Source organism: Pseudomonas sp. F007 (genome assembly GCF_057814275.1).
Map to the genome: position 1 here is coordinate 758,166 of NZ_JBVATA010000001.1, position 25,022 is coordinate 783,187.

The following is a 25,022-nucleotide window of genomic DNA, read 5'->3' on the forward strand; positions in this document are numbered from 1 at the left end:
CTTAACCTCGCGACTCAATGCTGGCTGCGAGGATTGCCAACACCAACTGTTGGAAATCCAGGCCAGCCGCCCGTGCCGCCATCGGCACCAGGCTGTGATCGGTCATGCCCGGTGCGGTGTTGACCTCGAGAAACCAGAACTGCCCTTCGGCGTCCTGCATCACGTCAGCCCGTCCCCAACCGGCGATACCCAGCGTCTCACAGGCCTTGGCCGTGAGATCCATGAGTTCTTGTTCCTTGGCACTGTCGAGGCCGCACGGAATCCGATACTGGGTATCGGACGCGATGTACTTGGCGTCGTAGTCGTAGAAAGTGTGTGGCGTGCCCAGGGCGATCGGCGGCAATACCTGGCCACGCAGCATGGCAATGGTGAACTCCGGACCTTGGATCCATTGTTCAACCAGGACTTGCGAATCGTAGGTGCTGGCCGCTTTCCAGGCGTCGGTCAATTCAGACGCTGATGTCACTTTGGCCATACCGATACTTGAACCTTCATGCGCCGGTTTGACGATCAAAGGGAAGCCCAGTTCCGTCGCTGCCAAAATACAATCGGCTTCGCTGCTCAATACCGCATGGCGGGGCGTCGGAATACCCACGGTGTGCCACACCTGCTTGGTGCGCAGTTTGTCCATGGCCAGCGCCGAGGCGAGGATGCCGCTGCCGGTGTAGGGAATACCGGCGACTTCCAGCAGACCCTGCATGCTGCCGTCTTCACCGCCACGACCGTGGAGAATGATGAACGCGCGGTCGATCTTTTCGCTGAGCAGGCGCTGCAGCAAGTCATCGCCAACATCGATACCGAAGGCGTCCACGCCTGCACTTTGCAGGGCTTCGAGCACGGCGTTGCCGGATTTCAGCGACACTTCGCGCTCGGCGCTCTTGCCACCGAACAGCACGGCGACGCGGCCGAAGTCTTTCGGGGCGATGGTCGAGGACAGGTTGGCGTAGTCAGCAGTCATTTCAGCTTCCCTTCACTGGGCGCGACAACGGCGCCCGCGAACAACGGACTTTTCAAGAGTTTGGGGGCAAGGCCACCGATATCGCCGGCGCCCTGGCACAGCAGAATGTCACCGGCACGCAGCAGCGGCTTGACCAGTGGCGCGAGGTCGACACCGCGCTCGATGTAGATCGGGTCGAGTTGGCCACGCTGGCGAATGCTGTTGCACAACTTGCGGCTGTCGGCGCCCGGGATCGGTTCTTCGCCGGCCGGATAGACTTCCATCAGCAGCAGCACGTTGGCATCGGCCAGCACATTGACGAAATCGTCGTACAGGTCGCGCGTACGGCTGTAGCGGTGTGGCTGGTAGACCATCACCAGGCGGCGCTCCGGCCAGCCACCGCGTACGGCCTTGATCACCGCAGCGACTTCGGTCGGGTGGTGACCGTAGTCATCCACCAGCATCACGTGGCCGTTATCGACCGGCAGTTCACCGTAGACCTGGAAGCGTCGGCCCACGCCCTGGAAGCCCGACAGGCCCTGGACGATGGCTTCGTCGCTGACACCTTCGTCGGTGGCGATGCAGATGGTCGCCAGCGAGTTCAGCACGTTGTGGTTGCCTGGCATGTTGACCGACACGTCCAGCGGCTCGCGGTCAGGACGCAGCACGGTGAAGAAGGTCTGCATGCCGGTCTGGCGCACATTGATTGCGCGCACGTCGGCGTCTTCGCTGAAGCCGTAGGTGACGGTCGGACGCTTGACCTGCGGGAGGATTTCGCGAACCACCGGGTCGTCCAGGCACACCACGGCCAGGCCGTAGAACGGCAGGTTGTGGAGGAACTCGACGAAGGTTTTCTTCAGTTTGTTGAAGTCACCGTCGTAGGTCGCCATGTGGTCGGCGTCGATGTTGGTGACCACGGCCACCAACGGCTGCAGGTGCAGGAAGCTGGCGTCGCTCTCATCGGCTTCGGCGATCAGGTAGCGGCTGGTGCCCAGTTGTGCATTGGTGCCGGCTGCATTCAGGCGGCCACCGATGACGAAGGTCGGGTCCAGGCCACCGGCGGCGAACACCGAGGCAATCAGGCTGGTGGTGGTGGTCTTGCCGTGGGTACCGGCGACGGCAATGCCGTGGCGGTAGCGCATCAGTTCGGCGAGCATCTCGGCACGCGGGACCACCGGAATCCGGCGTTCCAGGGCAGTTGCCACTTCCGGGTTGGAGGTGTTCACGGCACTCGAGACCACCAGCACATCGGCGGTCGCGGCGTTCTCGGCGCGGTGGCCAAGGAAAATCTGTGCGCCAAAGGATTCCAGGCGCTCGGTCACCGGGGAGGCCTTGAGGTCGGAGCCCGACACTTCATAACCCAGGTTGAGCAACACTTCGGCAATCCCGCACATGCCCACGCCGCCGATGCCGACGAAGTGGATTCGACGGATGCGGCGCATTTCCGGCTGCGGCATGGCTTTCTGATTCTCAACCATGCACCACCTCCAGGCAGATATCGACCACGTTGCGGGTGGCATCAGGTTTGGCCAGGCGACGAGCGGCGCCGGCCATGTCGTTGAGTCGTTGTGGTTGCATCAGCACCTCTGTCAGGCGCGCGGCAAGATCCGCGGCGCCAGTCGTTCTTTGCGGCATCAGGAAGGCAGCGCCTTCACGGGCCAAATAATCGGCGTTGCGGGTCTGGTGATCGTCGATCGCGTGGGGCAATGGCACCAGCATCGAGGGCAGACCGGCGGCAGCCAGCTCGCTGACGGTCAGCGCACCCGCGCGGCAGACCACCAGGTCGGCCCAGCCATAGGCTTGGGCCATGTCTTTGATGAACGGCTGCACCTGCGCCTCGACGCCAGCAGCGCGATAGCGCTCGGCAGTCACTTCATCGTGATTCTTGCCAGCCTGGTGAAACACCTCCGGACGCAGGTCCACAGGCACCTGCGACAGGGCTTCGGGCAGCAACTTGTTCAAGGGTTCTGCGCCCAGGCTCCCGCCGAGGATCAGCAAACGCGCCTTGCGTCCGGCCAGCGCCGGGCGCGGTGTTTCGAGGAACAGTTCGGTGCGCACCGGGTTGCCGGTGGTGCGCCGGCTATCGCGGGCAGCGAAGGTATCCGGGAAAGCTTCGCAGACTCGGGCGGCCAACGGCACCAGCAACCGATTGGCGGTACCGGCCACGGCATTCTGTTCGTGGACGATTACCGGCACACCAGCAAGCCGGGCCGCAACACCGCCAGGGCCGGTGACATAGCCACCGAAACCGAGAACGCAGACCGGCTTCAGCTGCGCAATGATCTTGCGCGCCTGCATCACGGCCTTGAGCAACACAAACGGTGCCTTGAGCAGCGACAGCTTGCTCTTGCCGCGCAGGCCGCTGACGTTGATCAGGTGCAAGGGCAGGCCGGCATTCGGCACCAGCTCGTTTTCGATGCCACGGGGCGTGCCGAGCCAGTGCACGGTATAACCGCGCGCCTGGAACTCGCGTGCGCAGGCCAACGCCGGGAACACGTGGCCACCGGTGCCGCCCGCCATGATCAGCACGTTAGCGCCCATGGGTTGGCTCCTCGGCAAAATCACTCTCCTTGAATTCCATTTCCTCGCTGCCCAGGTGGGTCCGACTCTCCCACTCGATGCGCAGCAACAGGCCCAGGCAGGCACAGCAGATCACCAGCGAGCTGCCGCCGTAGCTGAGGAACGGCAGGGTCAGACCCTTGGTCGGCAGCAGGCCGACATTCACCCCGATGTTGATCAGGAATTGACCAATCCACAGGAAGGACAGGCCGTAGGCGATATAGGCTGCAAAATACTGTTTGGCGCGTTCGGCCCAGAAGCCGATGTACATGCCGCGAATACAGACGAAGGTGAACAGCGCCACGGTGCACAGCGATCCGATCGCCCCCAGCTCTTCGGCCAATACCGAGAACACGAAGTCGGTGTGGGCTTCCGGCAGATAGAACTGCTTTTGCACGCTGTTACCCAGGCCAACCCCAAACCATTCGCCACGACCAAAGGCGATCAACGCCTGCGACAGCTGGTAACCGGCGCCGAATTGATCAGCCCACGGGTCGGCAAAGTTGGTCAGACGCGCCATCCGGTAAGGCTGCACCTGGATCAGCAACACCACCGCCGCCACCGCCAGCACCACCATCAACGAGAAGCGGAACAGCCCGACCCCGCCGAGAAACAGCATGGCCGCCGCCGCGCCCATCATGACCACCGTGGCGCCGAAGTCCGGCTCCATCAGCAGCAGGCCGGCCATCGGCAGCAGCACGATGAACGGCTTGAAGAAACCCATCCAGCTCTCGCGCACTTCTTTCTGGCGCCGCACCAGATAACCGGCGAGGTAGATCACCACGAACACCTTGGCGATTTCCGAAGGCTGGACGTTGAAGAAGCTGAAGCCGATCCAGCGCATCGAACCGTTCACTTCACGGCCGATCCCCGGAATGATCACCATCACCAGCAAGCCGAACGCGCCGATCAGCATCAGCCAGCCGAGACGCTGCCAGGTGGCAATCGGGATCATCATGGTGACCACGCAAGCACCCAGCCCCAGCACCACGTAGATCAGGTGGCGAATCATGTAATAGAGGGCGCTGCCCGACTGCACCGCAGCCACTTCGGTGGACGCCGAGGCGATCATCACCAGCCCGAGGCCGATCAGTGCCAGGCAACCGGCGAGCATCGGGAAGTCGAGGTCGATTCCGCGTCCGGTGATGATCGGCGAAGGATAAGGCTTGATGATGTCGCGCAGACTCATGCCAAGCCCTCCACGGCCCGGGCGAACAAGTGCCCACGCTCTTCGTAGTTCTTGAACATGTCGAAACTGGCACAGGCCGGTGACAACAGCACCGCATCACCCGGCTGGGCCAGGGCGCGGCATTGCGCGACCGCCTCGTCCAGCGAGTTGACGCGAATCAGCGGCACGCCGTCGCCGATGGCTTCGCCGATCAGCTCGCGATCGCGGCCCATCAGCACCACGGCGCGGCAGTGGGCCAGGACCGGGTCACGCAGGTCCTTGAACTCGGCGCCCTTGCCATCGCCACCAGCGATCAGCACCAGTTTGCCGGCGATGTCCGCGCCCAGGCCTTCGATGGCCGCCAGAGCGGCGCCGACGTTAGTCGCCTTGGAGTCGTTGTAGTAGCTGACGCCATCGAGATCACGTACCCACTGGCAGCGATGCTCGAGACCGGCGAAGCTGCGCAGGGCCGTCAACATCGCATCGAACGGCAGACCGACTGCATGGCCGAGCGCCAGTGCCGCCAGGGCGTTGGACTGGTTGTGCGCACCACGGATTTTCAGTTCACGCACCGGCATCAGGTTCTGGAATTCGAACGCCAGGTACTTTTCGCCGTCCTCTTCGCGGATCCCGAACGCCTTGAAATCCGGCTTGCTCAGGCCGAAGGTCCAGCACGGCTGGCCCTCGCCCATCAGCGGCCGGCTCAGTGCATCCTGGCGGTTGACCACGAACTGCTTCGCGCCACGGAAGATCCGGTGCTTGGCCAGGTGGTAGGCCGGCAGGCCGCTGTAGCGGTCCATGTGGTCTTCGCTGATGTTCAGCACGGTGGCCACTTCGGCGTTGAGCTGGTCGGTGGTTTCCAGCTGGAAACTCGACAGTTCCATCACGTACAGCTCGACGTCGTCGCTGAGCAGATCCAGCGCCGGCGTGCCGAGGTTACCGCCCACCGCCACGCGCTTGCCGGCCGCAGCCGCCATGTCACCGACCAGGGTGGTCACCGTACTTTTCGCGTTGGAGCCACTGATGGCGACGATCGGCGCCTTCGCGTTACGCGCGAACAGCTCGATGTCACCGGACAGTTTCACCCCACGGGCAGCGGCCGCCTGCAGGGCCGGAGTCGCCAGCGCCAGGCCGGGGCTCACGTAGAGCTCATCGGCACGGCAGAGGAATTCGACATCCAGCTCGCCACAACGCACTTCCACGTGCGGGTAGTCACGGCGCAGCGTGACCAGCTCCGGTGGATTTTCCCGCGTATCGGCCACGGCAAACGCCACGCCCCGGTTCGCCAGGAAGCGAACCAGGGACATGCCGCTCTTGCCGAGGCCGACAACGATGCGGAAGTGGTCAGAAGCGATCAGGGACACTCGTTCTACCTCAGTTTCAGGGTGGCAAGGCCAAACAGCACGAGAATCACGGTGATGATCCAGAAACGGACGATCACCCGAGGCTCGGGCCAGCCCTTGAGTTCAAAGTGGTGGTGAATCGGCGCCATGCGGAACACCCGGCGACCGGTCAGTTTGAAAGAGGCAACTTGGATGACCACCGACAGGGTTTCCATCACGAACACGCCGCCCATGATGAACAGAACGATTTCCTGGCGCACGATCACCGCGATGGTGCCCAGCGCAGCGCCCAGTGCCAGCGCGCCGACGTCGCCCATGAACACCTGGGCTGGATAGGTGTTGAACCAGAGAAAGCCCAGGCCCGCGCCGATCAGTGCGCCGCAGAACACGATCAGCTCACCGGCGCCCGGTACATAAGGAATCAGCAGGTATTCGGCGAACTTCACGTTGCCCGACAGGTAGCAGAAGATCCCCAGTGCGCCGCCGACCATCACCGTCGGCATGATCGCCAGGCCGTCGAGGCCGTCAGTCAGGTTGACCGCGTTGCTCGAACCGACGATCACGAAGTAGGTGAGGACGATGAAGCCCGCGCCCAGCGCAATGCTGTAGTCCTTGAGCATCGGCAGGATCAGGGTGGTTTCTACCGCGGTTGGCGCGGTCATATAAAGGAAGATCGCCGCGCCGAGGCCGAACACCGATTGCCAGAAATACTTCCAGCGACTCGGCAGGCCACGAGAGTTCTTCTCGATGACTTTGCGGTAATCGTCGACCCAGCCAATGGCACCGAACAGCAGGGTCACCAGCAGCACGACCCAGACGTAACGGTTGGTCAGGTCAGCCCAGAGCAAGGTGCTTACGCCGATGGCGGACAGGATCAGCGCGCCACCCATGGTCGGGGTGCCGGATTTCGACAGGTGCGATTGCGGGCCATCGTTACGCACCGCCTGGCCAATCTGACGGTTCTGCAGGGTACGGATCATCCACGGGCCAAAGCACAGCGACAACGACAACGCGGTCAGTACGCCGAGAATCCCGCGCAGGGTCAGGTACTGGAAGACCGCGAAGCCCTTGTAGAACTGTTGCAGATACTCCGCTAGCAGCAGCAGCATTAATGTTTCTCCCCGCTCGAACCGCACAACGCCGCCACGATGTTTTCCATCGCCGCGCTGCGCGAGCCCTTGATCAAAATGGTGGTGTTTGAATCGGTTTCGGCGCCGAGCGCCGCAATCAGTTCGGCCTGATTGGCAAAATGACGGGCCTGCTCACCGAAAGCCGCGACGGCGTGCGCCATCAACGGACCCACGGCGTACAACGCGGATACCTTGCCGCGGGCATAAGCGCCCACATCGCGGTGCCCCTGCTCCGCCCATTCGCCCAACTCGCCGATATCTCCGAGCACCAGAACAGTGCGACCGGAAAAGCCGGCCAGTATATCAACGGCAGCGCACATGGAGGTGGGGTTTGCGTTGTAAGAATCATCAATCACGCGCATGCCGTTGCTGGCTAATTGCGCGACTGCACGACCCTTGACCGGTTGCACTGCATTCAGCCCGGTAACGATGCCAAACAGCGACACGCCGAGGGCATGGGCGGCGGCCGCAGCGGCCAGGGCATTGGCCACGTTATGGGTGCCCAGCAGGTTCAACTGGACCGGTTCGGCACCCATCGGGCTGTGCAACGTGAAGGACGGGCAACCCCGGGCATCGCGGCCCAGGTCGCTGGCATAAAAGTCAGCCTGGCTGTTTTCCAGGGCAAAGGTCAGCACCTGGCGACCGGCTGCGCGGTTTTTCCAGATGGCGAAGGCCTTGTCGTCCAGATTCAGCACAGCGATGCCGTCGGCACCCAGGCCCTCGATAATTTCGCCCTTGGCTTCGACGATTTTGTCGGGCCCGCCGAATTCGCCGACGTGGGCGGTCCCGGCATTGTTGAGCACGGCAACATGAGGCTTGGTCATGGCCACGGTGTAGGCAATTTCACCGAGGCGCGAGGCGCCGAGTTCGATGACCGCTGCGCTGTGCTCCGGGGCCAGTTCGAGCAGGGTCAGGGGCACACCGAGGTCGTTGTTCAAGTTGCCACGGGTGGCCAACACCGGACCGCGGGTGCGCAAGATGCTCGCGAGCATCTCCTTGACCGTGGTCTTGCCGCTGGAACCGGTGATCGCCGCGACAGGCTTGTCATAGGCCGCGCGATTCAGCGCGCCGAGTTGACCCAGCGCCTGGCGAGTGTCTTTTACCAGCAGTTGCGGCAGCGCCGAGTTCGGCACTTCACGCTCCACCAACGCGGCAACTGCGCCTTTGGCTGCAACTTCGTTGAGGTAATCGTGACCGTCGAAACGCGGACCGCTCAAGGCGACAAACAACTGGCCCGGCTGGATGGCCCGGCTGTCGATGCTGACGCCGTCGAAACGGCTGTTTGCGCCGATCACCCGGCCGGCCAGTGCTGCTGCCACGTCGCTCAAGGTCAGAGGCTTAAGCATGGGCCACCTCCCAAGCGGTCAGGGCGTGATCGGCTTCGACCAGATCAGAGAAGGCATGGCGCTGGCCATTGATTTCCTGGTAGTCCTCGTGGCCTTTGCCGGCCAGCACAATCACGTCATCAGCGCTGGCGCTGGCAATGATCTGGGCAATCGCCGGGCCACGGCCCGGGACAAAACGCACCTTATCCACAGCAGTAAAACCGGCGCGGATATCGTCGAAAATCTGTGCCGGGTCTTCGGTGCGCGGATTGTCATCGGTGACCAGCACGCCATCGGCCAGACGCTCGACCACTTCGGCCATCAGCGGGCGCTTGCCGCGATCGCGATCACCACCGCAACCGAACAGGCACAGCAACTGGCCCTTGGCGTGGGGGCGCAAAGCGGTCAGGACTTTTTCCAGGGCATCCGGGGTATGGGCGTAATCGACCACCACCAGAGGCTGGCTGCCACCACCAAGACGCTGCATGCGGCCGACCGGGCCTTCGAGCTTGGGCAGTACCCGCAGGATCTCGTCCAGTGCGTAATCCAGGCCGAGCAAGGCGCCGACTGCAGCCAGCACGTTGCTCAAATTGAAACGACCGAGCAAGGTGCTGCGCAGATGGTGCTCGCCCTGCGGCGTCACCAGCGTGGCGCGCACACCTTCGTCGTCGAAGCGGGCTTCGCGGCAATACAGGTAGGCGCTGGCATCTTCCAGGCTGTAGCTGATCAGCCGCGATTCACGTTTTTCGGCGGCCAACTGCCGGCCGAATTCATCGTCCAGGTTCACCACCCGGCACTTCAGGTCATTCCAGGCGAACAGCTTGGCCTTGGCTTCGCTGTAGGCCTGCATGGTGCCGTGGTAATCCAGGTGATCGCGGGACAGGTTGGTCATCACGGCCACGTCGAACGCCAGCGCACTGACACGCCCCTGATCCAGGCCATGGGAAGAAACTTCCATGGCCACCGCCTTGGCCCCTGCCTTCTTCAGGTCGGCCAGGGTCGCCTGCATGGCAATCGGGTTCGGCGTGGTGTGCAGGCCGCTTTGCAGCGCGCCATAAAAGCCGCTGCCCAGAGTGCCGACGATGCCGCAATGCTGGCCCAACAGGTCAAGCGCTTGCGCAACCAGTTGGGTCACGCTGGTCTTGCCATTGGTCCCGGTCACGCCGACCAGATTGAGGTGATGGCTCGGCTCACCGTAGAAACGCCCGGCGATGTCCGACAACTGCGCGGCCAGGCCCTTGACCGGAATCAGCGGGACGTCGGTGATCGGCAGGACGGTCGCCCCTTCCACTTCATAGGCCACGGCGGCCGCACCACGTTGCAGGGCATCGGCGATGTGCGCTCGACCATCGACCTTGCCGCCCGGCACAGCCAGGAACAGGTCGCCAGCGCGCACATTGCGGCTGTCCAGGGTCAGTTCGCGAATCAGCAGATCGTGGCCGGCGTGGGCGAAAATCTTGTTCAGGCTCAGAGACATCAGCCGCGCCCTCCATTGGCTTTAAGCGGGACTACCGGTGTGGCGTTGGCCTGTTGGGTCGGCGGCAGATTGTCCGGGGAAATATTCATCAGGCGCAGGGTGCCCGACATGACTTTGGAGAACACCGGAGCCGATACCAGGCCACCGAAGTAACCGGCCTTGCTAGGCTCGTCGATCACCACGACGATGGCAAAACGCGGATCGCTCATCGGGCCGAAGCCGGCGAACAGCGAACGGTAGGAGTTCTCGGCGTAGCCCTTGGTGCCGACCGACGTCTTGCGCGCGGTACCGGACTTGCCTGCGACGTGATAAGCCGGCACCTGCGCACGGAATACCCCGCGCGGCGCCTCGATCACTTGCTGCAGCATGCCCTGCATGGTTTTCGCGACCTTCTCCGGAATCACCTGAGTGGTCTGCGGCGGCTTGTCGGTCTTGATCAGGGTCAGCGGCGCGATGCGACCATTGTTGGCCAGCGCCGAGAAGGCGTGGACCAACTGGATGGCGGTCACCGAGATGCCGTAGCCATAGGACAGCGTCGCCGTCTCGGCCTTGCGCCACTCGCGATAGTTCGGCAAGTTGCCGACCCGCTCACCCGGGAAGCCGAGGCCGGTGTCCTGACCCAGGCCGATGCGTTGCGCCAGGCGGAAAATCGCTTCGCCGCCGATATCGAAGGCGATCTTGCTCATGCCGACGTTACTGGAGTTGATCAGGATGCCGGTCAGGTCGAGCACCGGGCCTTCGCTCTTGGACACGTCCTTGATGGTGTATTTGCCGATCTGCAGGGAGCCCGGGTACACCTCGACGGTGTCACTCGGCTTCCAGCGCCCGGTTTCCAGGGCGGCGCTCATGGAGATGGCTTTCATGGTCGAACCCGGCTCGAACACGTCGATCATCGCGCGGTTACGCATCATCGCCGGCTGCAGGTTGCGACGGTTGTTCGGGTTATAGGTCGGCTGGTTGACCATGGCCAGGATCTCGCCGGACTTGACGTCCATGATCACCAGGCTGCCGGCCTTGGCACCGTTTTCGATGATCGCGTTGCGCAGCTCGCGGTTAGCCAGGTATTGCAGGCGCAGGTCAATCGACAACGCCAAGGGCTTGCCGGCCTTGGCGTTTTTGGTGACCTGGACGTCCTTGATCAGTCTGCCGCGCCGGTCCTTGATGACCTGGCGTTTACCCGGTACGCCGGCCAGCCATTCGTCATAGGCCAGCTCGACCCCTTCACGACCGTGGTCGTCGATGTCGGTAAAGCCGACCATGTGTGCGGTGACTTCGCCGGCGGGATAGAAGCGCCGGAACTCTTCGATGCCGTAGACGCCCGGCACCTTGAGGTCGAGCACCACCTGGCCCTGTTCGGGGGTCAGGCCGCGCACCAGATAGATGAATTCCTTGTTGGCCTGGGCTTCAAGACGCTCAGCCAGGGCTTTTGGATCCTGACCCAGGGCTGCCGCCAGCGCAGGCCACTTGTCTTTGGCCGTTTGCATTTCCTTGGCGTTGGCCCAGAGGGTGGTCACCGGGGTACTCACCGCCAGCGGTTCGCCGTTACGGTCAGTGATCAGGCCACGGTGCGCGGGAATCGGGATGTGACGGACGCTGCGTGCATCGCCCTGGCCTTTAAGGAAGGCACGGTCAACCACTTGCAGGTCGATGATGCGCCAGGCGATTGCCGCGACCATGATCCCGAGCAAGCCCAGGACCAGGCGAAAGCGCCAGGGGAACAGACCACCTTCGAGCTTCATCATGGCGCCACCATCTGCACTTCAGCGGCGCCGGGAATGCGCATTTTCAGTTGTTCGGTGGCCAGCACTTCGATGCGGCTGTGGGCCGTCCAGGTGCTCTGTTCGAGAATCAACCGGCCCCACTCCGCCTGCGCCTTGTCGCGCACACTCAGCTCGCTGTACAGCGAGTTCAGCAGTTGGCGGTTCCAGTGGGCGCTGTAGGACACCGCGATCGCCGAAACGAGCACGCCTATAAATAGCAGAAACATGAAAAAGCTTCCGCCGGGAAGTGGCTTGGCGAAAAGCTTGCTCACCGAAGTTTCTCCGCCACACGCATGACCGCGCTACGGGAACGTGGGTTGGCCTTGAGTTCGGCTTCTCCGGCGAACTGCGCTTTGCCATGGACCTTGATTTTCGGCTCGAAGGCTTCGAAACGCACCGGCAGGTTGCGCGGCAGGTTGTCGCTTTCGCCCTTGACCAGTTTGCGCATGAACAATTTGACGATGCGGTCTTCCAGCGAGTGAAAGCTGATGACGACCAGCCGGCCACCGACTTCCAGCGCCTCGAGCGCGGCATCAAGGCCGGCTTCGAGGTCGCCCAGTTCGTTGTTGACGTGAATGCGCAGACCCTGGAAGGCACGGGTCGCCGGGTTCTTGCCCTTTTCCCACGCCGGGTTGGCGACTTTCAGGACTTCGGCCAGGTCGCCGGTACGTTCGAACGGCTTGACGTCGCGGCGCTCGACCACGGCACGCGCCATGCGACCGGAGAAGCGTTCTTCGCCGTACTCCTTGAAAACGCGGGCAATTTCTTCGACAGGTGCGGTGTTGACGAATTCGGCAGCGCTGATCCCGCGGGACGGGTCCATGCGCATGTCCAGCGGGCCATCATTGAGGAAGCTGAAGCCACGCTCAGGGTCGTCGAGCTGCGGCGAAGACACACCCAGGTCGAGCAGCACGCCGCTGACCTTGCCGGCCAGGCCGCGCTCGGCGACTTCCGAACCGAGTTCGGCAAAGCTGCGCTGCACAACGACAAAGCGGCCGTCTTCGGCCGCTAGCGTTTGCCCGGTGGCAATCGCCTGTGGATCCTTGTCGAACCCCAGGAGCCGGCCATCGGGACCGAGCTGGCTGAGAATCAGGCGGCTATGGCCGCCACGCCCGAACGTGCCATCGAGATAGCAGCCATCAGGGCGTACGGCGAGAGCCTCGACGGCTTCGTCAAGCAGTACGGTGATGTGGTTAAAGCCGCTATCAATAGTCACAGGATCAAATCACGCAGTTCGTCAGGCATGGCGCCCGGTTGTTGAATAGCAGCCAGGTCCGCAGCAGATACTGCGTTCCAGGCATCCTCGTCCCATAGTTGGAACTTGTTCAGTTGGCCCACCAACATTGCGCGTTTATCCAACTTGGCATATTCACGCAACCGCGGCGGAACCAGAAAACGACCACTGCCATCGAGCTCTAGGTCGACGGCATTACCAATCAGCAAACGTTGCAGGCGACGGTTCTCTTCGCGGAGCGAAGGCAGTGCGCGCAATTTGGTTTCAATAAGCTCCCACTCATCGAGGGGGTACACACATAAACAGGGGTCAACGGCATCGATCGTCACGATCAATTGCCCGGAACTTCGCGAAACCAGCTCGTCACGGTACCGGCTCGGCATAGCGAGACGGCCCTTTGCATCGAGACTGATAGCGTTAGCTCCGCGAAACACGTCAGCGTTTCTCCAAATTCTAGCGTTTTGCGCTCAAAAAACCCACTTCATGCCACTTTCCGCCACTTGCGCACACTATAGGAATGCGCCCACCGCACCGTCAAGGCGCGCAGTAAAGGAAAATCCTTACAGATCGGCGATTTAACTGAGTAAAAGAAGGGGTTACGGATATTTGGGGAGTGAACACGACCAGCAACTTCAGGCAGCGCAAGAGGCTACGTCCGGAAGTTAAAGTAATTTATTAAGAGTAAGATTTTTTCGGTATTACAAAAGCGCTTCTGCTAGTGATTCAGCAGGGGTGGGTAATTGCTACTACACGCGCGCCTCTACAAAGGGGTGAAGCCGGAGGTGATGGCATATCAGTATCAAGTTGTGTCACCAGCAAGTGGTACTGACATGACACCGATAATACCAAGCTGCCATGCCCGTAATACAAGCACAACAGCGAAAAAAGGTGGAGAGTCGATCTGTAAGCCGGGTTCTGTCTTGAACAGTCATTCGTCTACGATGGCCATCACTGGACACCTTTAGCAACCTACCCGGTCCCAGCGCGGGCCACGCCTTGGGACCCTATTTGGTCTTGCTCCAAGTGGGGTTTACCTAGCCACGAACTGTTGCCAGTCGTGCGGTGCGCTCTTACCGCACCTTTTCACCCTTACCGGCGCCGAAGCGCTTAGGCGGTTGTTTTCTGTGGCACTTTCCGTAGGCTCGCGCCTCCCAGGCGTTACCTGGCACTTCGCCCTATGGAGCCCGGACTTTCCTCCCCCCCCTAATTTTCATAGAGGGCAGCGACTGTCCGATCGACTCTCCGGCGCGAATGCTAACGGCACAACGCCCGAAGAACAAGCAATAAAAGCCTTTTGCCGCTCTGCAAGCCCCGTTATTGCTCGCCCTTCTGTTTATCCAGGGCAACCTGATAAAGCACGTTCTTGCGCTCACCGGTGATTTGCGCCGCCAATGCCGCCGCGCGCTTGAGCGGCATCTCTTCCAACAACAGATTCAGCACCCGCATCGCTTCGCTGCTGACCGCCTCTTCACTCTGTGGCGCCGTCCAGCCCGCCACCAGCACCACGCACTCGCCACGCTGCTGATTGCTGTCGCTCTCGACGAATCCACGAAGTTCGGCAAGCGGCAGACCCTTGAGGGTTTCGAAGGTCTTGGTCAATTCGCGCGCCAACAGGGCGGGACGCTCGGGACCGAACACCAGTTCCATGTCCTGCAGGCATTCGAGGATCCGGTGCGGCGCCTCATAGAAGATCAGTGTGCGCGGTTCTTCCTTTATAGCGTCCAGGCGCGCGCGTCGACCAACGGCCTTGGCTGGCAGGAAACCTTCGAAGATGAAGCGATCCGACGGCAAGCCCGCCGCCGACAAGGCGGCGATCAACGCGCAGGCGCCAGGCACCGGTACCACATTGATGCCCGCCGCCCGCGCCTGGCGCACGAGGTGATAGCCGGGATCGGAGATCAGCGGCGTGCCGGCATCGGAAATCAGCGCGACATTGTCGCCAGCCAGCAGTCGAGTAATAAAGCGACTGCCTTCGTCGCGCTCGTTGTGTTCGTGGCAGGCTGCCAGCGGCGTGGCGATGCCGAAGTGCTGCATCAAGCGCTGCGAGTGGCGGGTATCTTCCGCCGCGATCAATGCCACTTCACGCAAGATTTTCAGCGCACGGGCACTGATGTCGTCCAGGTTGCCGATGGGCGTCGCCACCACATAAAGCGAGCCAGCAGCGGAATTCAAAGCACCTGGAGCAGTCAAAGCGCACACCTCATGGTCGGTAAAAGCGCCATTGTAGCGCGTAGATGCCCGGCAGATGCGCGCCACTGTCATCCTCGCCAGCTACCTTTTAGTGAACCGAGCAACATTTACACGACCTAAATTGCACGTTTCACGCCAGCAACATCGCGCCCCGGCCAGTGCTTGGGTACAATTCCACGCTAATTTGATCGAGTATCAGGAACACTTACATGATCGCTTGCCTGCGGCTGTTCACTGCCCTCTGCCTCGCTGCCCTGTTGGCGGCTTGCGCCAGCTCGCCCTCGTCCAGCCTTGGCGACCTTCCACGGACGGCCGATGCCAGTATCGAGCAACTGCTCGAACAGGCTGCCACCAGCACCAATCCGGAGAAGGCTGCCCTGCTGCGCCTGAGCGCGGCCGACCTGGCGTATCGCCAGGGCAATGCCGGACAATCCGCGCAAATCCTGCAACAGGTCCCGGTGGACCAACTCAAGCCAGGCCAACAGGTGTTTGCCAGCACCCTGGCCGCCGAGCTGGCGATGACCCGCAACCAGCCCAAGGCGGCGCTGACCGCCCTCAGCCACCCGAGCCTGCAACGCCTCAGTGAGTTGCCGGACGAACAGCAGGTGCGCACCGGCATCGTTCGCGCACGTGCTCTCGAAGCCGATGGCCAGACCCTGGCCGCAGCACGCGAGCGGATCGCCATCGCGCCAATGATGAAAGGCGACGCTGCCAGCAAGAATCACGAAGCCATCTGGGCCCTGATTGCCTCCCTGCCTACCGATCAACTGCAGCCCATTACCGACGATGAGCTCGGCGGCTGGATGAGCCTGGCGGTCGCGGTAAAAACTGCCGGCACCCTGGAGTCCCAACAGGCCGCCATCGACACCTGGAAGGCCCAGCACTCGAAACACCCGGCCGCCCTGCAGTTGCCACTGGCGCTGACCCAGCTCAAACAACTGGCCAGCCAGCCATTGGCCAAGATCGGCCTGCTGCTGCCGCAGGAAGGCCCCCTGGCATCGGTTGCCAAGGCGCTGCGTGAAGGCTTCATGGCCGCGCACTACCAGGCGCAACAGGCCGGGCAGAACCCGCCGGCCATCGAGTTCTACGACAGCTCGCGCCTGACCTCGCTGGATGACTTCTATCGCAAGGCGCAAGCCGACGGCGTGCAACTGGTGGTCGGCCCGCTGGAAAAACCACTGGTCAAACAACTCAGCACCCGCCCGCAACTGCCGATCACCACCCTGGCCCTGAACTACAGCGAAGGTGAACAAGGTCCGGCGCAATTGTTCCAGTTCGGCCTGGCCGCTGAAGACGAAGCACGCGAAGTATCGCGCCGCGCCCGTGCCGACGGCCTGCATCGCGCCGCTGTACTGGTGCCGAAAGGCGAATGGGGCGACCGCGTATTGAAGGCTTTCAGCCAGGACTGGCAGGCCAACGGCGGCAGTATTATCGGTATCGAGCGTGTCGACCAACCCGTGCAACTGGCCCAGCAGATCGCTGATCTGTTCCAACTGCGCCAGAGCGAAGGTCGCGCCAAGAGCCTGCAAAGCACGGTAGGCACCCCGGTCGCCGCACAACCTTCGCGCCGTCAGGACATCGAGTTCATCTTCCTCGCCTCGACACCGCAACAGGCCCAACAGATCAAGCCGACGCTGAACTTCCAGTACGCCGGCGATGTACCGGTCTACGCCACTTCCCATGTCTACAGTGCGAGCGGCGACCAGAACCAGTACAACGACATGAACGGCATTCGCTTCTGCGAAACCCCATGGCTGCTCAGCACCAGCGACCCACTGCGCCAGCAAGTGGCCGCCCAATGGCCGCAAGCCAACAGCAGCCTGGGCCGCCTGTACGCCATGGGCGTCGACGCTTACCGCCTGGCGCCACGCCTGGGTCAACTCAAGGCCCTGCCGGACAGCACCATCGAAGGCCAGTCGGGCAACCTGAGCATGGGCCCGACCCAGCGCGTGCAACGCCAGTTGCCATGGGCGCAGTTCGTCAGTGGCCAGGTTCAGCGCCTGCCTGACACGCCACGCTGATGCCCGACAGGTCACGCCAGCAAAGCGGACGAGATGCCGAGCGCCAGGCGCTCGAGCATCTCCAGCAACAGGGTCTGCGCCTGCTGGCGCAGAACTGGTTGTGTAAACGCGGCGAGCTTGATCTGGTCATGCTTGACGGCGATACAGTAGTATTCGTCGAAGTCCGCTACAGACAACACACCCAATGGGGTGGCGCGCTCGGCAGCATCGATGCGCGCAAGCGCGAAAAACTGATTCTCGCCGCGCAGTATTTTCTGCAGAGCGAGGCACGCTGGGCCGACTCTCCCTGCCGTTTCGATGTGGTTGCCATAGACAGCACTGCAGCCGATCTGAACTGGCTACGGAACGCCTTTGATAGCTGAACGCTCTCGGGCTTGGCCGTTTTTTACCCACAACTCTTGCTCTTTGCTTTGCGGGCCGCACATTGCGGTGCCACCAGGCCGCGCCACTTAAGGTCACACAGATGGACATGCAATCCCGAATTCGCCAGCTTTTTCAGGCCAGCATCGATACCAAGCAACAGGCGATGGACGTACTTGCACCGCACATCGAGCAAGCCAGCCAGGTCATGGTCGACGCCCTGCTAAACGAAGGCAAGATGCTCGCTTGCGGCAACGGCGGCTCGGCCGGCGATGCCCAGCACTTCTCCTCCGAGCTGCTCAACCGCTTCGAGCGCGAGCGCCCGAGCCTGCCGGCCATCGCCCTGACCACCGACAGCTCGACCATCACCTCGATTGCCAACGACTACAGCTACAACGAAATCTTCTCCAAGCAGATTCGCGCCCTGGGCCAACCTGGCGACGTCCTGCTGGCGATTTCCACCAGCGGCAACTCGGCCAACATAATTCAGGCGATCCAGGCCGCACATGATCGCGAAATGATTGTCGTAGCATTGACCGGACGCGATGGCGGCGGCATGGCCTCGCTGCTGTTGCCGGAAGACGTCGAGATTCGCGTACCGGCCAACGTCACCGCACGCATTCAGGAAGTCCACTTGCTGGCGATCCACTGCCTCTGCGACTTGATCGATAGCCAACTGTTCGGGAGTGAAGAATGACCCCTAATCGCCTAGGCCTTCTGGCCCTGACCCTGTGCCTCGGCATCAGCGGTTGCACCTCGGTGGTTACCGCCAGCCGTGAAAGCCCCATTCAAGACGACCGCGGCACCCGCACCTTCGGCAGCAAGATCGACGATTCGCTGATCGAGACCAAGGTCGGCGTCAACGTTGCCAAGGCCAACCCGGACCTGGACAGCAAGTCGCACATTGTCGTCACCAGCTTCAACGGCGTCGTGCTGCTGGCCGGGCAAACGCCCCGCGCCGACCTCAAGGCCCAGGCCGAACAGGCCGCAGCGGCCGTGCAGCGGGTCAAGACCGTGCACAACGAACTGCAGGTGATGCAGCCTTCGTCGCTGCTGGCGCGCAACAACGACGCCTGGCTGACCACCAAGATCAAGACCCAGATGCTGGCCGACGCCAACATTCCCGGCTCACGCATCAAGGTCGTCACCGAAAACGGCATCGTCTACCTGCTCGGCCTGCTGACCAAACAGGAAGCCGCCCAGGCCACCAATCTGGTACAGGGCGTTTCCGGGGTACAGAAAATCGTCAAACTGTTCGAGTACATCGACTGATGTAAGCCGAACGGCAGGCACAAAAAAGGCGATCCATCCGGATCGCCTTTTTTATTACTTCACCACTTTCAGGCTTGGCCGCCCGCTTGGGCGCGGTGGCTCGTCGTCGGGTGGCGGCAGATCGTCTTCCGGCTCGATCTCGTCCTCATCACCTACCGGCGACTCCAGGTCGAACACCATGCCCTGGCCATTCTCCCGAGCATAAATACCCAGGATCGCCGCCACAGGCACGTACAGGGTGTGCGGCACGCCGCCGAAGCGACCTTCAAAGCTCACCGCGTCGTTATCCATATGCAAATGACGCACGGCAGCCGGCGACACGTTGAGGACGATCTGTCCGTCGCTGGCAAAACCCTGCGGCACCTGCACCGAAGGGAACTCGGAATTGACCAGCATATGCGGGGTGCAATCGTTATCCACAATCCACTCATAGAGCGCACGGACCAGATAAGGTCGACTGGAGTTCATAGTGGCTCCTTAAGCCTTAGCGCATGTCGCGTTCGACAGCAGACAGGCTCGCCTGGAATGTCTCACGCGCAAACTGGCGCTCCATATAATCAAGCAGCGGCTTGGCTGGCCGCGGCAGTTCAATACCCAGAATCGGCAAACGCCAGAGTATGGGCAATAGGCAGCAATCCACCAGACTTTGTTCCTCACTGAGGAAAAACGGTTTGTCGGCGAACAGCGGCGAAACGCCCGTCAGGCTTTCACGCAACTCTTTGCGCGCCTGCGCACGCGCAGGCTCCTTGGTGCGCGAATCCAGGATCAGATCCACCAGGCCGCACCAGTCGCGCTGGATGCGGTGCATCAGCAGACGACTGTTCGCACGCGCCACGGGATAGACCGGCAGCAGCGGCGGATGCGGGTAACGCTCATCCAGATATTCCATCACCACCGTCGACTCCCACAACGCCAGGTCGCGATCGACCAGGGTGGGCAAGCTGCCATACGGGTTCACTTCGATCAGTTTAGGCGGCTGACGACCCGCCTCCACGCTGATGATCTCGGCGCTGACACCCTTCTCTGCCAGTACGATGCGCACTCGGTGGGAATAGTGGTCGGCGGGGTCGGAGTAACAGGCCAACCGATTGGTCACGCCCATGGCGGTCCTCCTCGCTTGTGGAAATATTCGTAAGCGGAAAAACGCGCGCGCCCAGAGGGCGCCTCCCGTAACACCTGTTTGACCAGGCCTGTCACGTTTTCAGAGACGCCCTTGGGCGCGCGCGGTTAACAGCAATTGCTTGAAGCTTTATCAGTGAACATCTTTCCAGTATTCGCGCTTGAGCAAGTAAGCGAATACGAAGAAGAACGCCAGGTACAACAGTACGTAGGTACCAATGCGTTGATGCTCCAGCTTAACCGGGTTAGCCGAGTAAGCGAGGAAGGTTACCAGATTCTTGACCTTCTCATCGAACTGCTCTTCGGTGAGAGCACCGGACTTCGGCACGATGGTCAGCTGATCGCACGCTTCATGAGTCAGCGGCGTACCGGTCAGCGGATCATATTGCTTCTTGCCGTCTTCGACGATCTGCACCTGCTTGCAGCCTACGACCTGGCGACCTTGCAGGCCGACCAGCACGTTAGGCATGCCGACGTTCGGGAAGACCTTGTTGTTCACACCCCAAGGGCGTGCAGGATCTTCGTAGAACGACTTCAGGTAACCGTACAGCCAGTCAGTACCACGGACGCGAGCCACCAGGGTCAGGTCCGGCGGCGCAGCGCCGAACCAGGCCTTTGCGTCTGCCGGCTGCATGCCGATGCTCATGTGGTCGCCGATCTTGGCGCCGGTGAACACCAGGTTCTTGAGCATCAGATCGTGGGGGATACCCAGATCGTCAGCGACGCGTTCATAGCGCTGGAACTTGGCACTGTGGCAGCCCATGCAGTAGTTGGCGAACGTGCGTGCGCCATCTTGCATTGCCGCTTTATCGGAGACGTCGATATCGACTTTTTCCAGCTCGGGACCACCGTGTTCAGCCGCGAAGGAGAAGACAGGCAGTGCAGCAAGAATCAGTACAGCAAATAGCTTTTTCATCAGCCAGTCACCCTTTCCGGAACCGGTTTTGTCTTCTCGAGCCGGGTGTAGAACGGCATCAGAATGAAGTAGGCGAAGTACAGGAAGGTGCACACCTGCGACAGCAGCGTACGACCCGGCGTTGGCGCCAGAACCCCCAGTACACCCAGGATCACGAACGAAATGCAGAATACCCACAACCAGATCTTGCTCAGCCAGCCCTTGTAGCGCATGGATTTGACCGGGCTGCGGTCAAGCCATGGCAGGACGAACAGGACGGCAATCGCGGCACCCATGGCGATAACGCCCAGGAGCTTGTCCGGCACCGCACGCAAGATCGCGTAGAACGGGGTGAAGTACCAGACCGGAGCGATGTGCTCTGGTGTCTTGAAGGCGTTTGCCACTTCAAAGTTCGGTTTTTCCAGGAAGTAACCGCCCATTTCCGGGAAGAAGAACACGATCGAGCAGAAGATGAACAGGAACACCACCACGCCGACGATATCTTTCACGGTGTAGTACGGGTGGAAGGCAATGCCGTCCAGCGGTACGCCGTTTTCGTCTTTGTATTTCTTGATGTCCACGCCATCCGGGTTGTTCGAGCCGACTTCGTGCAGGGCCAGGACGTGCAGCACCACCAGGCCGAGGATCACGATCGGCAAGGCGACCACGTGCAGGGCGAAGAAGCGGTTCAGGGTGATGCCCGAGATCAGGTAGTCACCGCGGATCCATTGGGTCAGGTCGTCACCGATGACCGGGATCGCACCGAACAGCGAGATGATCACCTGGGCACCCCAGTAGGACATCTGGCCCCATGGCAGCAGGTAGCCCATGAAGGCTTCCGCCATCAGCGCCAGGTAGATCAGCATGCCGAACACCCACACCAGTTCACGCGGCTTCTGGTACGAACCGTAGAGCAGGCCACGGAACATGTGCAGGTAGACCACGATGAAGAACGCCGAAGCGCCGGTGGAGTGCAGCAGACGCAGGATCGAGCCGTACTCGACGTCGCGCATGATGTATTCGACGGAGGCAAACGCCTCTTCCGCCGACGGGGTGTAGCTCATGGTCAGCCAGACACCGGTAACGATCTGGTTGACCAGAACCAGCAGTGCCAGGGAGCCAAAGAAATAGAAGAAGTTGAAGTTCTTCGGGGCGTAATACTTGCTGAGATGGTCTTCCCACATCTTGGTCGCGGGGAAGCGCGCATCAACCCAATCCATGAACTTGCTCATCACGCTTTCTCCGTATCGACGCCGACGATAATGATCTCGTCCGACTCATAGGAATGCGGGGGAACTGGCAGGTTCAAAGGCGCAGGCTGCGACTTGTAGACACGGCCAGCCAGGTCGTAGTGGGAACCGTGGCATGGGCAGAAGTAGCCACCCACCCATTTCGGACCCAGGTCGGCTGGTGCCACTTCTGGACGGAAGGTCGGCGAGCAGCCCAGGTGGGTGCAGATACCGATCAGCAGCAGAACCTCTGGCTTGATCGAGCGCGTCTTCGGGTCCACGTAGGCCGGTTGTACCGAGGCCTTGGATTCCGGATCGGAGAGGTCACCCTCGATCTTCGTGAGATTGCCGAGAATTTCCGGGGTACGGCGGACAATGAACACCGGCTGGCCGCGCCACTCAGCAATCAATTGCTGGCCTGGCTCGATCTTGCTGACATTCACTTTCACCGGTGCACCTGCGGCTTTCGCCTTGGCACTGGGAAACCATGAACCCACGAACGGGACCGCAGCCCCCACCGCTCCTGCAGCACCCACCACGGATGTGGCTGCTACCAAGAAGCGACGCCGGCCTGTATTCACGCCGTCATTGCTCATCCAGTCCTCTCCCATCAGCTTTGTGGCCTGTTAAATCAGGCATCTACTAAGTAAAAATCTGTACTTATAAAAATTTTGCAGAATGGTAATGAAAAGCCCCAATTCTGACAAGGTAATTACCACCCGTCAGAACCCTCAAGCCTTGTAGTATAGGGCCTCTGTGGCTGTGGCAAGTTGTCACACCGAAAAAACATCGCCCATAAAAAACGCCCAGCTCCGTGAGGAGACTGGGCGCTTTGAACGCGAGAGCGAATTAACGCTTCGAGTACTGCGGACGCTTACGCGCTTTACGCAGACCAACTTTCTTACGTTCAACTTCACGTGCGTCACGGGTTACGAAGCCAGCTTTACGCAGAGCGCTGCGCAGAGTTTCGTCGTAGTCCATCAGGGCACGAGTGATACCGTGGCGGATTGCGCCAGCTTGACCACTTACACCACCGCCGATAACGGTGACGTAGATGTCGAACTTCTCGACGGTCTCGGTCAATTCCAGCGGCTGACGAACTACCATGCGGGCAGTTTCGCGACCGAAGAAGTTATCCAGGGAGCGGTTGTTGATGGAGATGTTACCAGTGCCCGGACGCAGGAAAACGCGTGCGGTTGCGGTCTTGCGACGGCCAGTGCCGTAATTTTGAGTCGCCGACATAATGAACTATTCCGTTAAATCTTCAGTTCTTGGGGCTGCTGAGCAGTATGAGGGTGTGCAGCGCCCGCATAGACTTTCAGCTTACGGTACATGTCACGACCCAGCGGGTTCTTAGGCAGCATGCCTTTAACCGCGGTCTCGATCACGCGCTCAGGGGCTTTGGCGATCAGCTTTTCAAAGTTGATCGACTTGATGCCGCCCGGGAAACCGGAGTGGGAGTAGTACATTTTGTCAGTGGTTTTAGCACCGGTAACACGGATCTGCTCGGCGTTGATTACGACGATGTAGTCGCCGGTGTCAACGTGAGGAGTGTACTCAGGCTTGTGCTTGCCACGCAGACGGCTCGCGATTTCGGTGGCCAGACGACCCAGGGTCTGACCAGCAGCGTCGACGACGAACCACTCGCGCTGTACTGTTTCCGGTTTAGCAGTAAAAGTTTTCATTCTTTATAGCCTCAGGGGCCGCCTGTAAATTTAGACGGCGGATCTTACTGAATAGTGCGTACTTTGACAAGTCAAAGGCAGCCGGATACAGACGCTTTCGGGGGCTCGGGTCGGCGCGTCCGTTCAACGGCAAGATTCTTCGGCGGCGGCGCATCACTTCCACTGCAGAAAGAGGTGCGCAATTATGCAGATTGCGAAAAATATTTCAACCTGCTTTTATGATTGTTTTGCCAAGGGAGCACCCGATGGACTATCGCCAGCTAGGCCGCACCGACCTCAATGTCAGCGCCATCTGCCTCGGGACCATGACCTGGGGTGAGCAGAACAGCGAGGCCGAGGCCTTCGCCCAGATCGAGAGAGCCAAGGGCGCCGGGATCAACTTTCTCGACACCGCCGAGATGTATCCGGTGCCGCCAAAAGCCGAGACTTACGCCAGCACCGAGCGTTATATCGGCAACTATTTCAAGAGCCGTGGCGATCGCGCCGACTGGGTCCTGGCCAGCAAGATCGCCGGTCCGGGCAACACCATCGATTACATCCGCGACGGCCACCTCAAGCACAACCGCGAACACATCGTCCAGGCCCTAGACGCCAGCCTCAAGCGCCTGCAGACCGACTGGATCGACCTCTACCAGTTGCACTGGCCGGAGCGCAGCACCAACTTCTTCGGCCAACTGGGCTACAAGCACAAGAGCGAGGTCAACCTGACGCCGCTCGAAGACACCCTCGAAGCGCTGGACGAACAGGTCAAGGCCGGCAAGATCCGCCACATCGGTCTGTCCAACGAAACCCCTTGGGGCACCATGCGCTTCCTCGCCCTGGCCGAAGCCCGCGGCTGGCCACGCGCGGTGACCATCCAGAACCCCTACAACCTGCTCAACCGCAGCTTCGAGGTGGGCCTGGCGGAAATCGCCATTCGCGAACAGTGCGGCCTGCTCGCCTACTCGCCGCTGGCGTTCGGTTTCCTCTCCGGCAAATACGAAGGTGGCGCACGCCCACCAAAAGGCCGCCTGAGCCTCTACAGCCGCTTCAGCCGCTACTTCAACCCGCAGTCGGAAGCCGCCTGCAGCCGCTATGTGGCACTGGCCCGCCAACACGGCCTGGATCCGGCACAAATGGCCCTGGCGTTCGTCACCCAGCAACCGTTCGTCACCAGCAACATCATTGGCGCAACCACCCTTGAGCAACTGGACAGCAACATTGCCAGTTTTGACTTGAAGTTGTCGGATGAGGTGCTGGAGGGGATCGAGGCGATTCACAAGGATCATCCGAATCCTGCGCCTTGATTGATTCATAGGGCCATTCGCCAGCAGGCTCG

The 25,022-nt window shown here is 61.2% G+C and carries 25 protein-coding genes and 1 other RNA gene; 5 read left to right on the forward strand and 21 right to left on the reverse strand.

Annotated features, from left to right (window positions below; genetic code table 11):
* Nucleotide 1: 1 nt before the first annotated feature.
* The 14 genes from ACZYR5_RS03555 to rsmI form a co-directional block, all read right to left on the reverse strand.
* The gene (locus ACZYR5_RS03555; RefSeq protein ID WP_489087885.1) at nt 2-958 is read right to left on the reverse strand and encodes a D-alanine--D-alanine ligase; all 957 of its coding nucleotides are present in this window, start codon (nt 956-958) and stop codon (nt 2-4) included.
* Nucleotides 955-2,415, reverse strand: a complete 1,461-nt coding sequence (murC, locus tag ACZYR5_RS03560) for a UDP-N-acetylmuramate--L-alanine ligase (protein ID WP_489087884.1) — start codon at nt 2,413-2,415, stop codon at nt 955-957. Before murC ends, ACZYR5_RS03555 begins: the two co-directional genes overlap by 4 nt.
* A complete protein-coding gene (murG, locus tag ACZYR5_RS03565; RefSeq protein ID WP_489087883.1) occupies nt 2,408-3,478 on the reverse strand; it encodes an undecaprenyldiphospho-muramoylpentapeptide beta-N-acetylglucosaminyltransferase in 1,071 nt (356 codons plus the stop codon). The genes murC and murG overlap by 8 nt, the downstream gene beginning before the upstream one ends.
* Nucleotides 3,468-4,685 carry a putative lipid II flippase FtsW gene (gene ftsW / locus ACZYR5_RS03570; RefSeq protein WP_489087882.1) on the reverse strand — a complete coding sequence of 406 codons (1,218 nt, stop codon included), beginning with the start codon at nt 4,683-4,685 and terminating at the stop codon, nt 3,468-3,470. The genes murG and ftsW overlap by 11 nt, the downstream gene beginning before the upstream one ends.
* Nucleotides 4,682-6,028 carry a UDP-N-acetylmuramoyl-L-alanine--D-glutamate ligase gene (gene murD / locus ACZYR5_RS03575; protein ID WP_489087881.1) on the reverse strand — a complete coding sequence of 449 codons (1,347 nt, stop codon included), beginning with the start codon at nt 6,026-6,028 and terminating at the stop codon, nt 4,682-4,684. Before murD ends, ftsW begins: the two co-directional genes overlap by 4 nt.
* A gap of 5 nt (nt 6,029-6,033) precedes the next feature.
* Nucleotides 6,034-7,116, reverse strand: coding sequence for a phospho-N-acetylmuramoyl-pentapeptide-transferase (gene mraY, locus ACZYR5_RS03580; RefSeq protein WP_489087880.1), 1,083 nt, complete (start codon nt 7,114-7,116; stop codon nt 6,034-6,036).
* Nucleotides 7,116-8,483, reverse strand: coding sequence for a UDP-N-acetylmuramoyl-tripeptide--D-alanyl-D-alanine ligase (locus ACZYR5_RS03585; RefSeq protein ID WP_489087879.1), 1,368 nt, complete (start codon nt 8,481-8,483; stop codon nt 7,116-7,118). The genes mraY and ACZYR5_RS03585 overlap by 1 nt, the downstream gene beginning before the upstream one ends.
* Nucleotides 8,476-9,939, reverse strand: a complete 1,464-nt coding sequence (locus tag ACZYR5_RS03590) for a UDP-N-acetylmuramoyl-L-alanyl-D-glutamate--2,6-diaminopimelate ligase (protein WP_489087878.1) — start codon at nt 9,937-9,939, stop codon at nt 8,476-8,478. Before ACZYR5_RS03590 ends, ACZYR5_RS03585 begins: the two co-directional genes overlap by 8 nt.
* Nucleotides 9,939-11,678: a peptidoglycan D,D-transpeptidase FtsI family protein gene (locus tag ACZYR5_RS03595; protein ID WP_489088470.1), complete on the reverse strand. Its 1,740-nt coding sequence runs from the start codon at nt 11,676-11,678 to the stop codon at nt 9,939-9,941. Before ACZYR5_RS03595 ends, ACZYR5_RS03590 begins: the two co-directional genes overlap by 1 nt.
* Nucleotides 11,678-11,971: a cell division protein FtsL gene (gene ftsL / locus ACZYR5_RS03600; protein ID WP_489087877.1), complete on the reverse strand. Its 294-nt coding sequence runs from the start codon at nt 11,969-11,971 to the stop codon at nt 11,678-11,680. Before ftsL ends, ACZYR5_RS03595 begins: the two co-directional genes overlap by 1 nt.
* Nucleotides 11,968-12,915: a 16S rRNA (cytosine(1402)-N(4))-methyltransferase RsmH gene (gene rsmH / locus ACZYR5_RS03605; protein WP_489087876.1), complete on the reverse strand. Its 948-nt coding sequence runs from the start codon at nt 12,913-12,915 to the stop codon at nt 11,968-11,970. The genes ftsL and rsmH overlap by 4 nt, the downstream gene beginning before the upstream one ends.
* A complete protein-coding gene (gene mraZ / locus ACZYR5_RS03610) occupies nt 12,912-13,367 on the reverse strand; it encodes a division/cell wall cluster transcriptional repressor MraZ (protein ID WP_011063319.1) in 456 nt (151 codons plus the stop codon). Before mraZ ends, rsmH begins: the two co-directional genes overlap by 4 nt.
* A gap of 454 nt (nt 13,368-13,821) precedes the next feature.
* Nucleotides 13,822-14,175: RNase P RNA component class A (gene rnpB, locus ACZYR5_RS03615), an RNA gene on the reverse strand.
* 72 nt (nt 14,176-14,247) lie between these two features.
* Entirely contained in the window at nt 14,248-15,123 is an 876-nt protein-coding gene (gene rsmI / locus ACZYR5_RS03620; RefSeq protein WP_489087875.1) for a 16S rRNA (cytidine(1402)-2'-O)-methyltransferase, read from the reverse strand.
* Nucleotides 15,124-15,332: 209 nt separating this feature from the next.
* Between rsmI and ACZYR5_RS03625 the strand changes: the two genes are divergently transcribed.
* The 4 genes from ACZYR5_RS03625 (at nt 15,333) to ACZYR5_RS03640 (ending at nt 18,776) form a co-directional block, all read left to right on the forward strand.
* Nucleotides 15,333-17,144, forward strand: a complete 1,812-nt coding sequence (locus ACZYR5_RS03625) for a penicillin-binding protein activator (RefSeq protein ID WP_489087874.1) — start codon at nt 15,333-15,335, stop codon at nt 17,142-17,144.
* Entirely contained in the window at nt 17,144-17,506 is a 363-nt protein-coding gene (locus tag ACZYR5_RS03630; protein WP_489087873.1) for a YraN family protein, read from the forward strand. Before ACZYR5_RS03625 ends, ACZYR5_RS03630 begins: the two co-directional genes overlap by 1 nt.
* Before the next feature lie 101 nt (nt 17,507-17,607).
* Nucleotides 17,608-18,201, forward strand: coding sequence for a phosphoheptose isomerase (locus tag ACZYR5_RS03635; protein WP_489087872.1), 594 nt, complete (start codon nt 17,608-17,610; stop codon nt 18,199-18,201).
* A complete protein-coding gene (locus tag ACZYR5_RS03640; RefSeq protein ID WP_489087871.1) occupies nt 18,198-18,776 on the forward strand; it encodes a BON domain-containing protein in 579 nt (192 codons plus the stop codon). Before ACZYR5_RS03635 ends, ACZYR5_RS03640 begins: the two co-directional genes overlap by 4 nt.
* A gap of 54 nt (nt 18,777-18,830) precedes the next feature.
* Here the strand turns inward: ACZYR5_RS03640 and ACZYR5_RS03645 are convergent, their stop codons facing one another.
* The 7 genes from ACZYR5_RS03645 to rplM all read right to left on the reverse strand — a co-directional run bounded on the left by ACZYR5_RS03645 (nt 18,831) and on the right by rplM (nt 23,704).
* Nucleotides 18,831-19,244, reverse strand: a complete 414-nt coding sequence (locus ACZYR5_RS03645; RefSeq protein ID WP_489087870.1) for a ClpXP protease specificity-enhancing factor — start codon at nt 19,242-19,244, stop codon at nt 18,831-18,833.
* Nucleotides 19,245-19,260: 16 nt separating this feature from the next.
* A complete protein-coding gene (locus ACZYR5_RS03650; RefSeq protein WP_027619550.1) occupies nt 19,261-19,878 on the reverse strand; it encodes a glutathione S-transferase N-terminal domain-containing protein in 618 nt (205 codons plus the stop codon).
* Nucleotides 19,879-20,028: 150 nt separating this feature from the next.
* A complete protein-coding gene (locus ACZYR5_RS03655; protein WP_027619549.1) occupies nt 20,029-20,811 on the reverse strand; it encodes a cytochrome c1 in 783 nt (260 codons plus the stop codon).
* Nucleotides 20,811-22,022 (reverse strand): cytochrome b, encoded by a 1,212-nt coding sequence (locus ACZYR5_RS03660; protein ID WP_095146673.1) that lies wholly within the window; start codon nt 22,020-22,022, stop codon nt 20,811-20,813. The genes ACZYR5_RS03655 and ACZYR5_RS03660 overlap by 1 nt, the downstream gene beginning before the upstream one ends.
* Nucleotides 22,022-22,615 (reverse strand): ubiquinol-cytochrome c reductase iron-sulfur subunit, encoded by a 594-nt coding sequence (gene petA / locus ACZYR5_RS03665; RefSeq protein WP_489087869.1) that lies wholly within the window; start codon nt 22,613-22,615, stop codon nt 22,022-22,024. The genes ACZYR5_RS03660 and petA overlap by 1 nt, the downstream gene beginning before the upstream one ends.
* A gap of 253 nt (nt 22,616-22,868) precedes the next feature.
* Nucleotides 22,869-23,261: a 30S ribosomal protein S9 gene (gene rpsI, locus ACZYR5_RS03670; RefSeq protein ID WP_003228056.1), complete on the reverse strand. Its 393-nt coding sequence runs from the start codon at nt 23,259-23,261 to the stop codon at nt 22,869-22,871.
* A gap of 14 nt (nt 23,262-23,275) precedes the next feature.
* Nucleotides 23,276-23,704 carry a 50S ribosomal protein L13 gene (gene rplM, locus ACZYR5_RS03675; RefSeq protein WP_489087868.1) on the reverse strand — a complete coding sequence of 143 codons (429 nt, stop codon included), beginning with the start codon at nt 23,702-23,704 and terminating at the stop codon, nt 23,276-23,278.
* A 245-nt stretch (nt 23,705-23,949) separates the two neighbouring features.
* On the opposite strand from rplM, the gene ACZYR5_RS03680 reads away from it, so the two are divergent.
* Complete coding sequence (locus tag ACZYR5_RS03680) at nt 23,950-24,990, forward strand: NADP(H)-dependent aldo-keto reductase (RefSeq protein WP_489087867.1); 1,041 nt, start codon at nt 23,950-23,952, stop codon at nt 24,988-24,990.
* The last annotated feature ends 32 nt before the right edge of the window (nt 24,991-25,022 follow it).

What these genes read in the sequence shown, in the direction of transcription:
- ACZYR5_RS03555 (WP_489087885.1), bottom strand. Translation starts at nt 958, where the DNA reads ATGACTGCTGACTACGCCAACCTGTCCTCGACCATCGCCCCGAAAGAC.
- murC (WP_489087884.1), bottom strand. Translation starts at nt 2,415, where the DNA reads ATGGTTGAGAATCAGAAAGCCATGCCGCAGCCGGAAATGCGCCGCATC.
- murG (WP_489087883.1), bottom strand. Translation starts at nt 3,478, where the DNA reads ATGGGCGCTAACGTGCTGATCATGGCGGGCGGCACCGGTGGCCACGTG.
- ftsW (WP_489087882.1), bottom strand. Translation starts at nt 4,685, where the DNA reads ATGAGTCTGCGCGACATCATCAAGCCTTATCCTTCGCCGATCATCACC.
- mraY (WP_489087880.1), bottom strand. Translation starts at nt 7,116, where the DNA reads ATGCTGCTGCTGCTAGCGGAGTATCTGCAACAGTTCTACAAGGGCTTC.
- ACZYR5_RS03585 (WP_489087879.1), bottom strand. Translation starts at nt 8,483, where the DNA reads ATGCTTAAGCCTCTGACCTTGAGCGACGTGGCAGCAGCACTGGCCGGC.
- ACZYR5_RS03590 (WP_489087878.1), bottom strand. Translation starts at nt 9,939, where the DNA reads ATGTCTCTGAGCCTGAACAAGATTTTCGCCCACGCCGGCCACGATCTG.
- ACZYR5_RS03595 (WP_489088470.1), bottom strand. Translation starts at nt 11,678, where the DNA reads ATGAAGCTCGAAGGTGGTCTGTTCCCCTGGCGCTTTCGCCTGGTCCTG.
- ACZYR5_RS03625 (WP_489087874.1), top strand. Translation starts at nt 15,333, where the DNA reads ATGATCGCTTGCCTGCGGCTGTTCACTGCCCTCTGCCTCGCTGCCCTG.
- ACZYR5_RS03630 (WP_489087873.1), top strand. Translation starts at nt 17,144, where the DNA reads ATGCCCGACAGGTCACGCCAGCAAAGCGGACGAGATGCCGAGCGCCAG.
- ACZYR5_RS03635 (WP_489087872.1), top strand. Translation starts at nt 17,608, where the DNA reads ATGGACATGCAATCCCGAATTCGCCAGCTTTTTCAGGCCAGCATCGAT.
- ACZYR5_RS03640 (WP_489087871.1), top strand. Translation starts at nt 18,198, where the DNA reads ATGACCCCTAATCGCCTAGGCCTTCTGGCCCTGACCCTGTGCCTCGGC.
- ACZYR5_RS03645 (WP_489087870.1), bottom strand. Translation starts at nt 19,244, where the DNA reads ATGAACTCCAGTCGACCTTATCTGGTCCGTGCGCTCTATGAGTGGATT.
- ACZYR5_RS03650 (WP_027619550.1), bottom strand. Translation starts at nt 19,878, where the DNA reads ATGGGCGTGACCAATCGGTTGGCCTGTTACTCCGACCCCGCCGACCAC.
- ACZYR5_RS03655 (WP_027619549.1), bottom strand. Translation starts at nt 20,811, where the DNA reads ATGAAAAAGCTATTTGCTGTACTGATTCTTGCTGCACTGCCTGTCTTC.
- ACZYR5_RS03660 (WP_095146673.1), bottom strand. Translation starts at nt 22,022, where the DNA reads ATGAGCAAGTTCATGGATTGGGTTGATGCGCGCTTCCCCGCGACCAAG.
- petA (WP_489087869.1), bottom strand. Translation starts at nt 22,615, where the DNA reads ATGAGCAATGACGGCGTGAATACAGGCCGGCGTCGCTTCTTGGTAGCA.
- rpsI (WP_003228056.1), bottom strand. Translation starts at nt 23,261, where the DNA reads ATGTCGGCGACTCAAAATTACGGCACTGGCCGTCGCAAGACCGCAACC.
- rplM (WP_489087868.1), bottom strand. Translation starts at nt 23,704, where the DNA reads ATGAAAACTTTTACTGCTAAACCGGAAACAGTACAGCGCGAGTGGTTC.
- ACZYR5_RS03680 (WP_489087867.1), top strand. Translation starts at nt 23,950, where the DNA reads ATGGACTATCGCCAGCTAGGCCGCACCGACCTCAATGTCAGCGCCATC.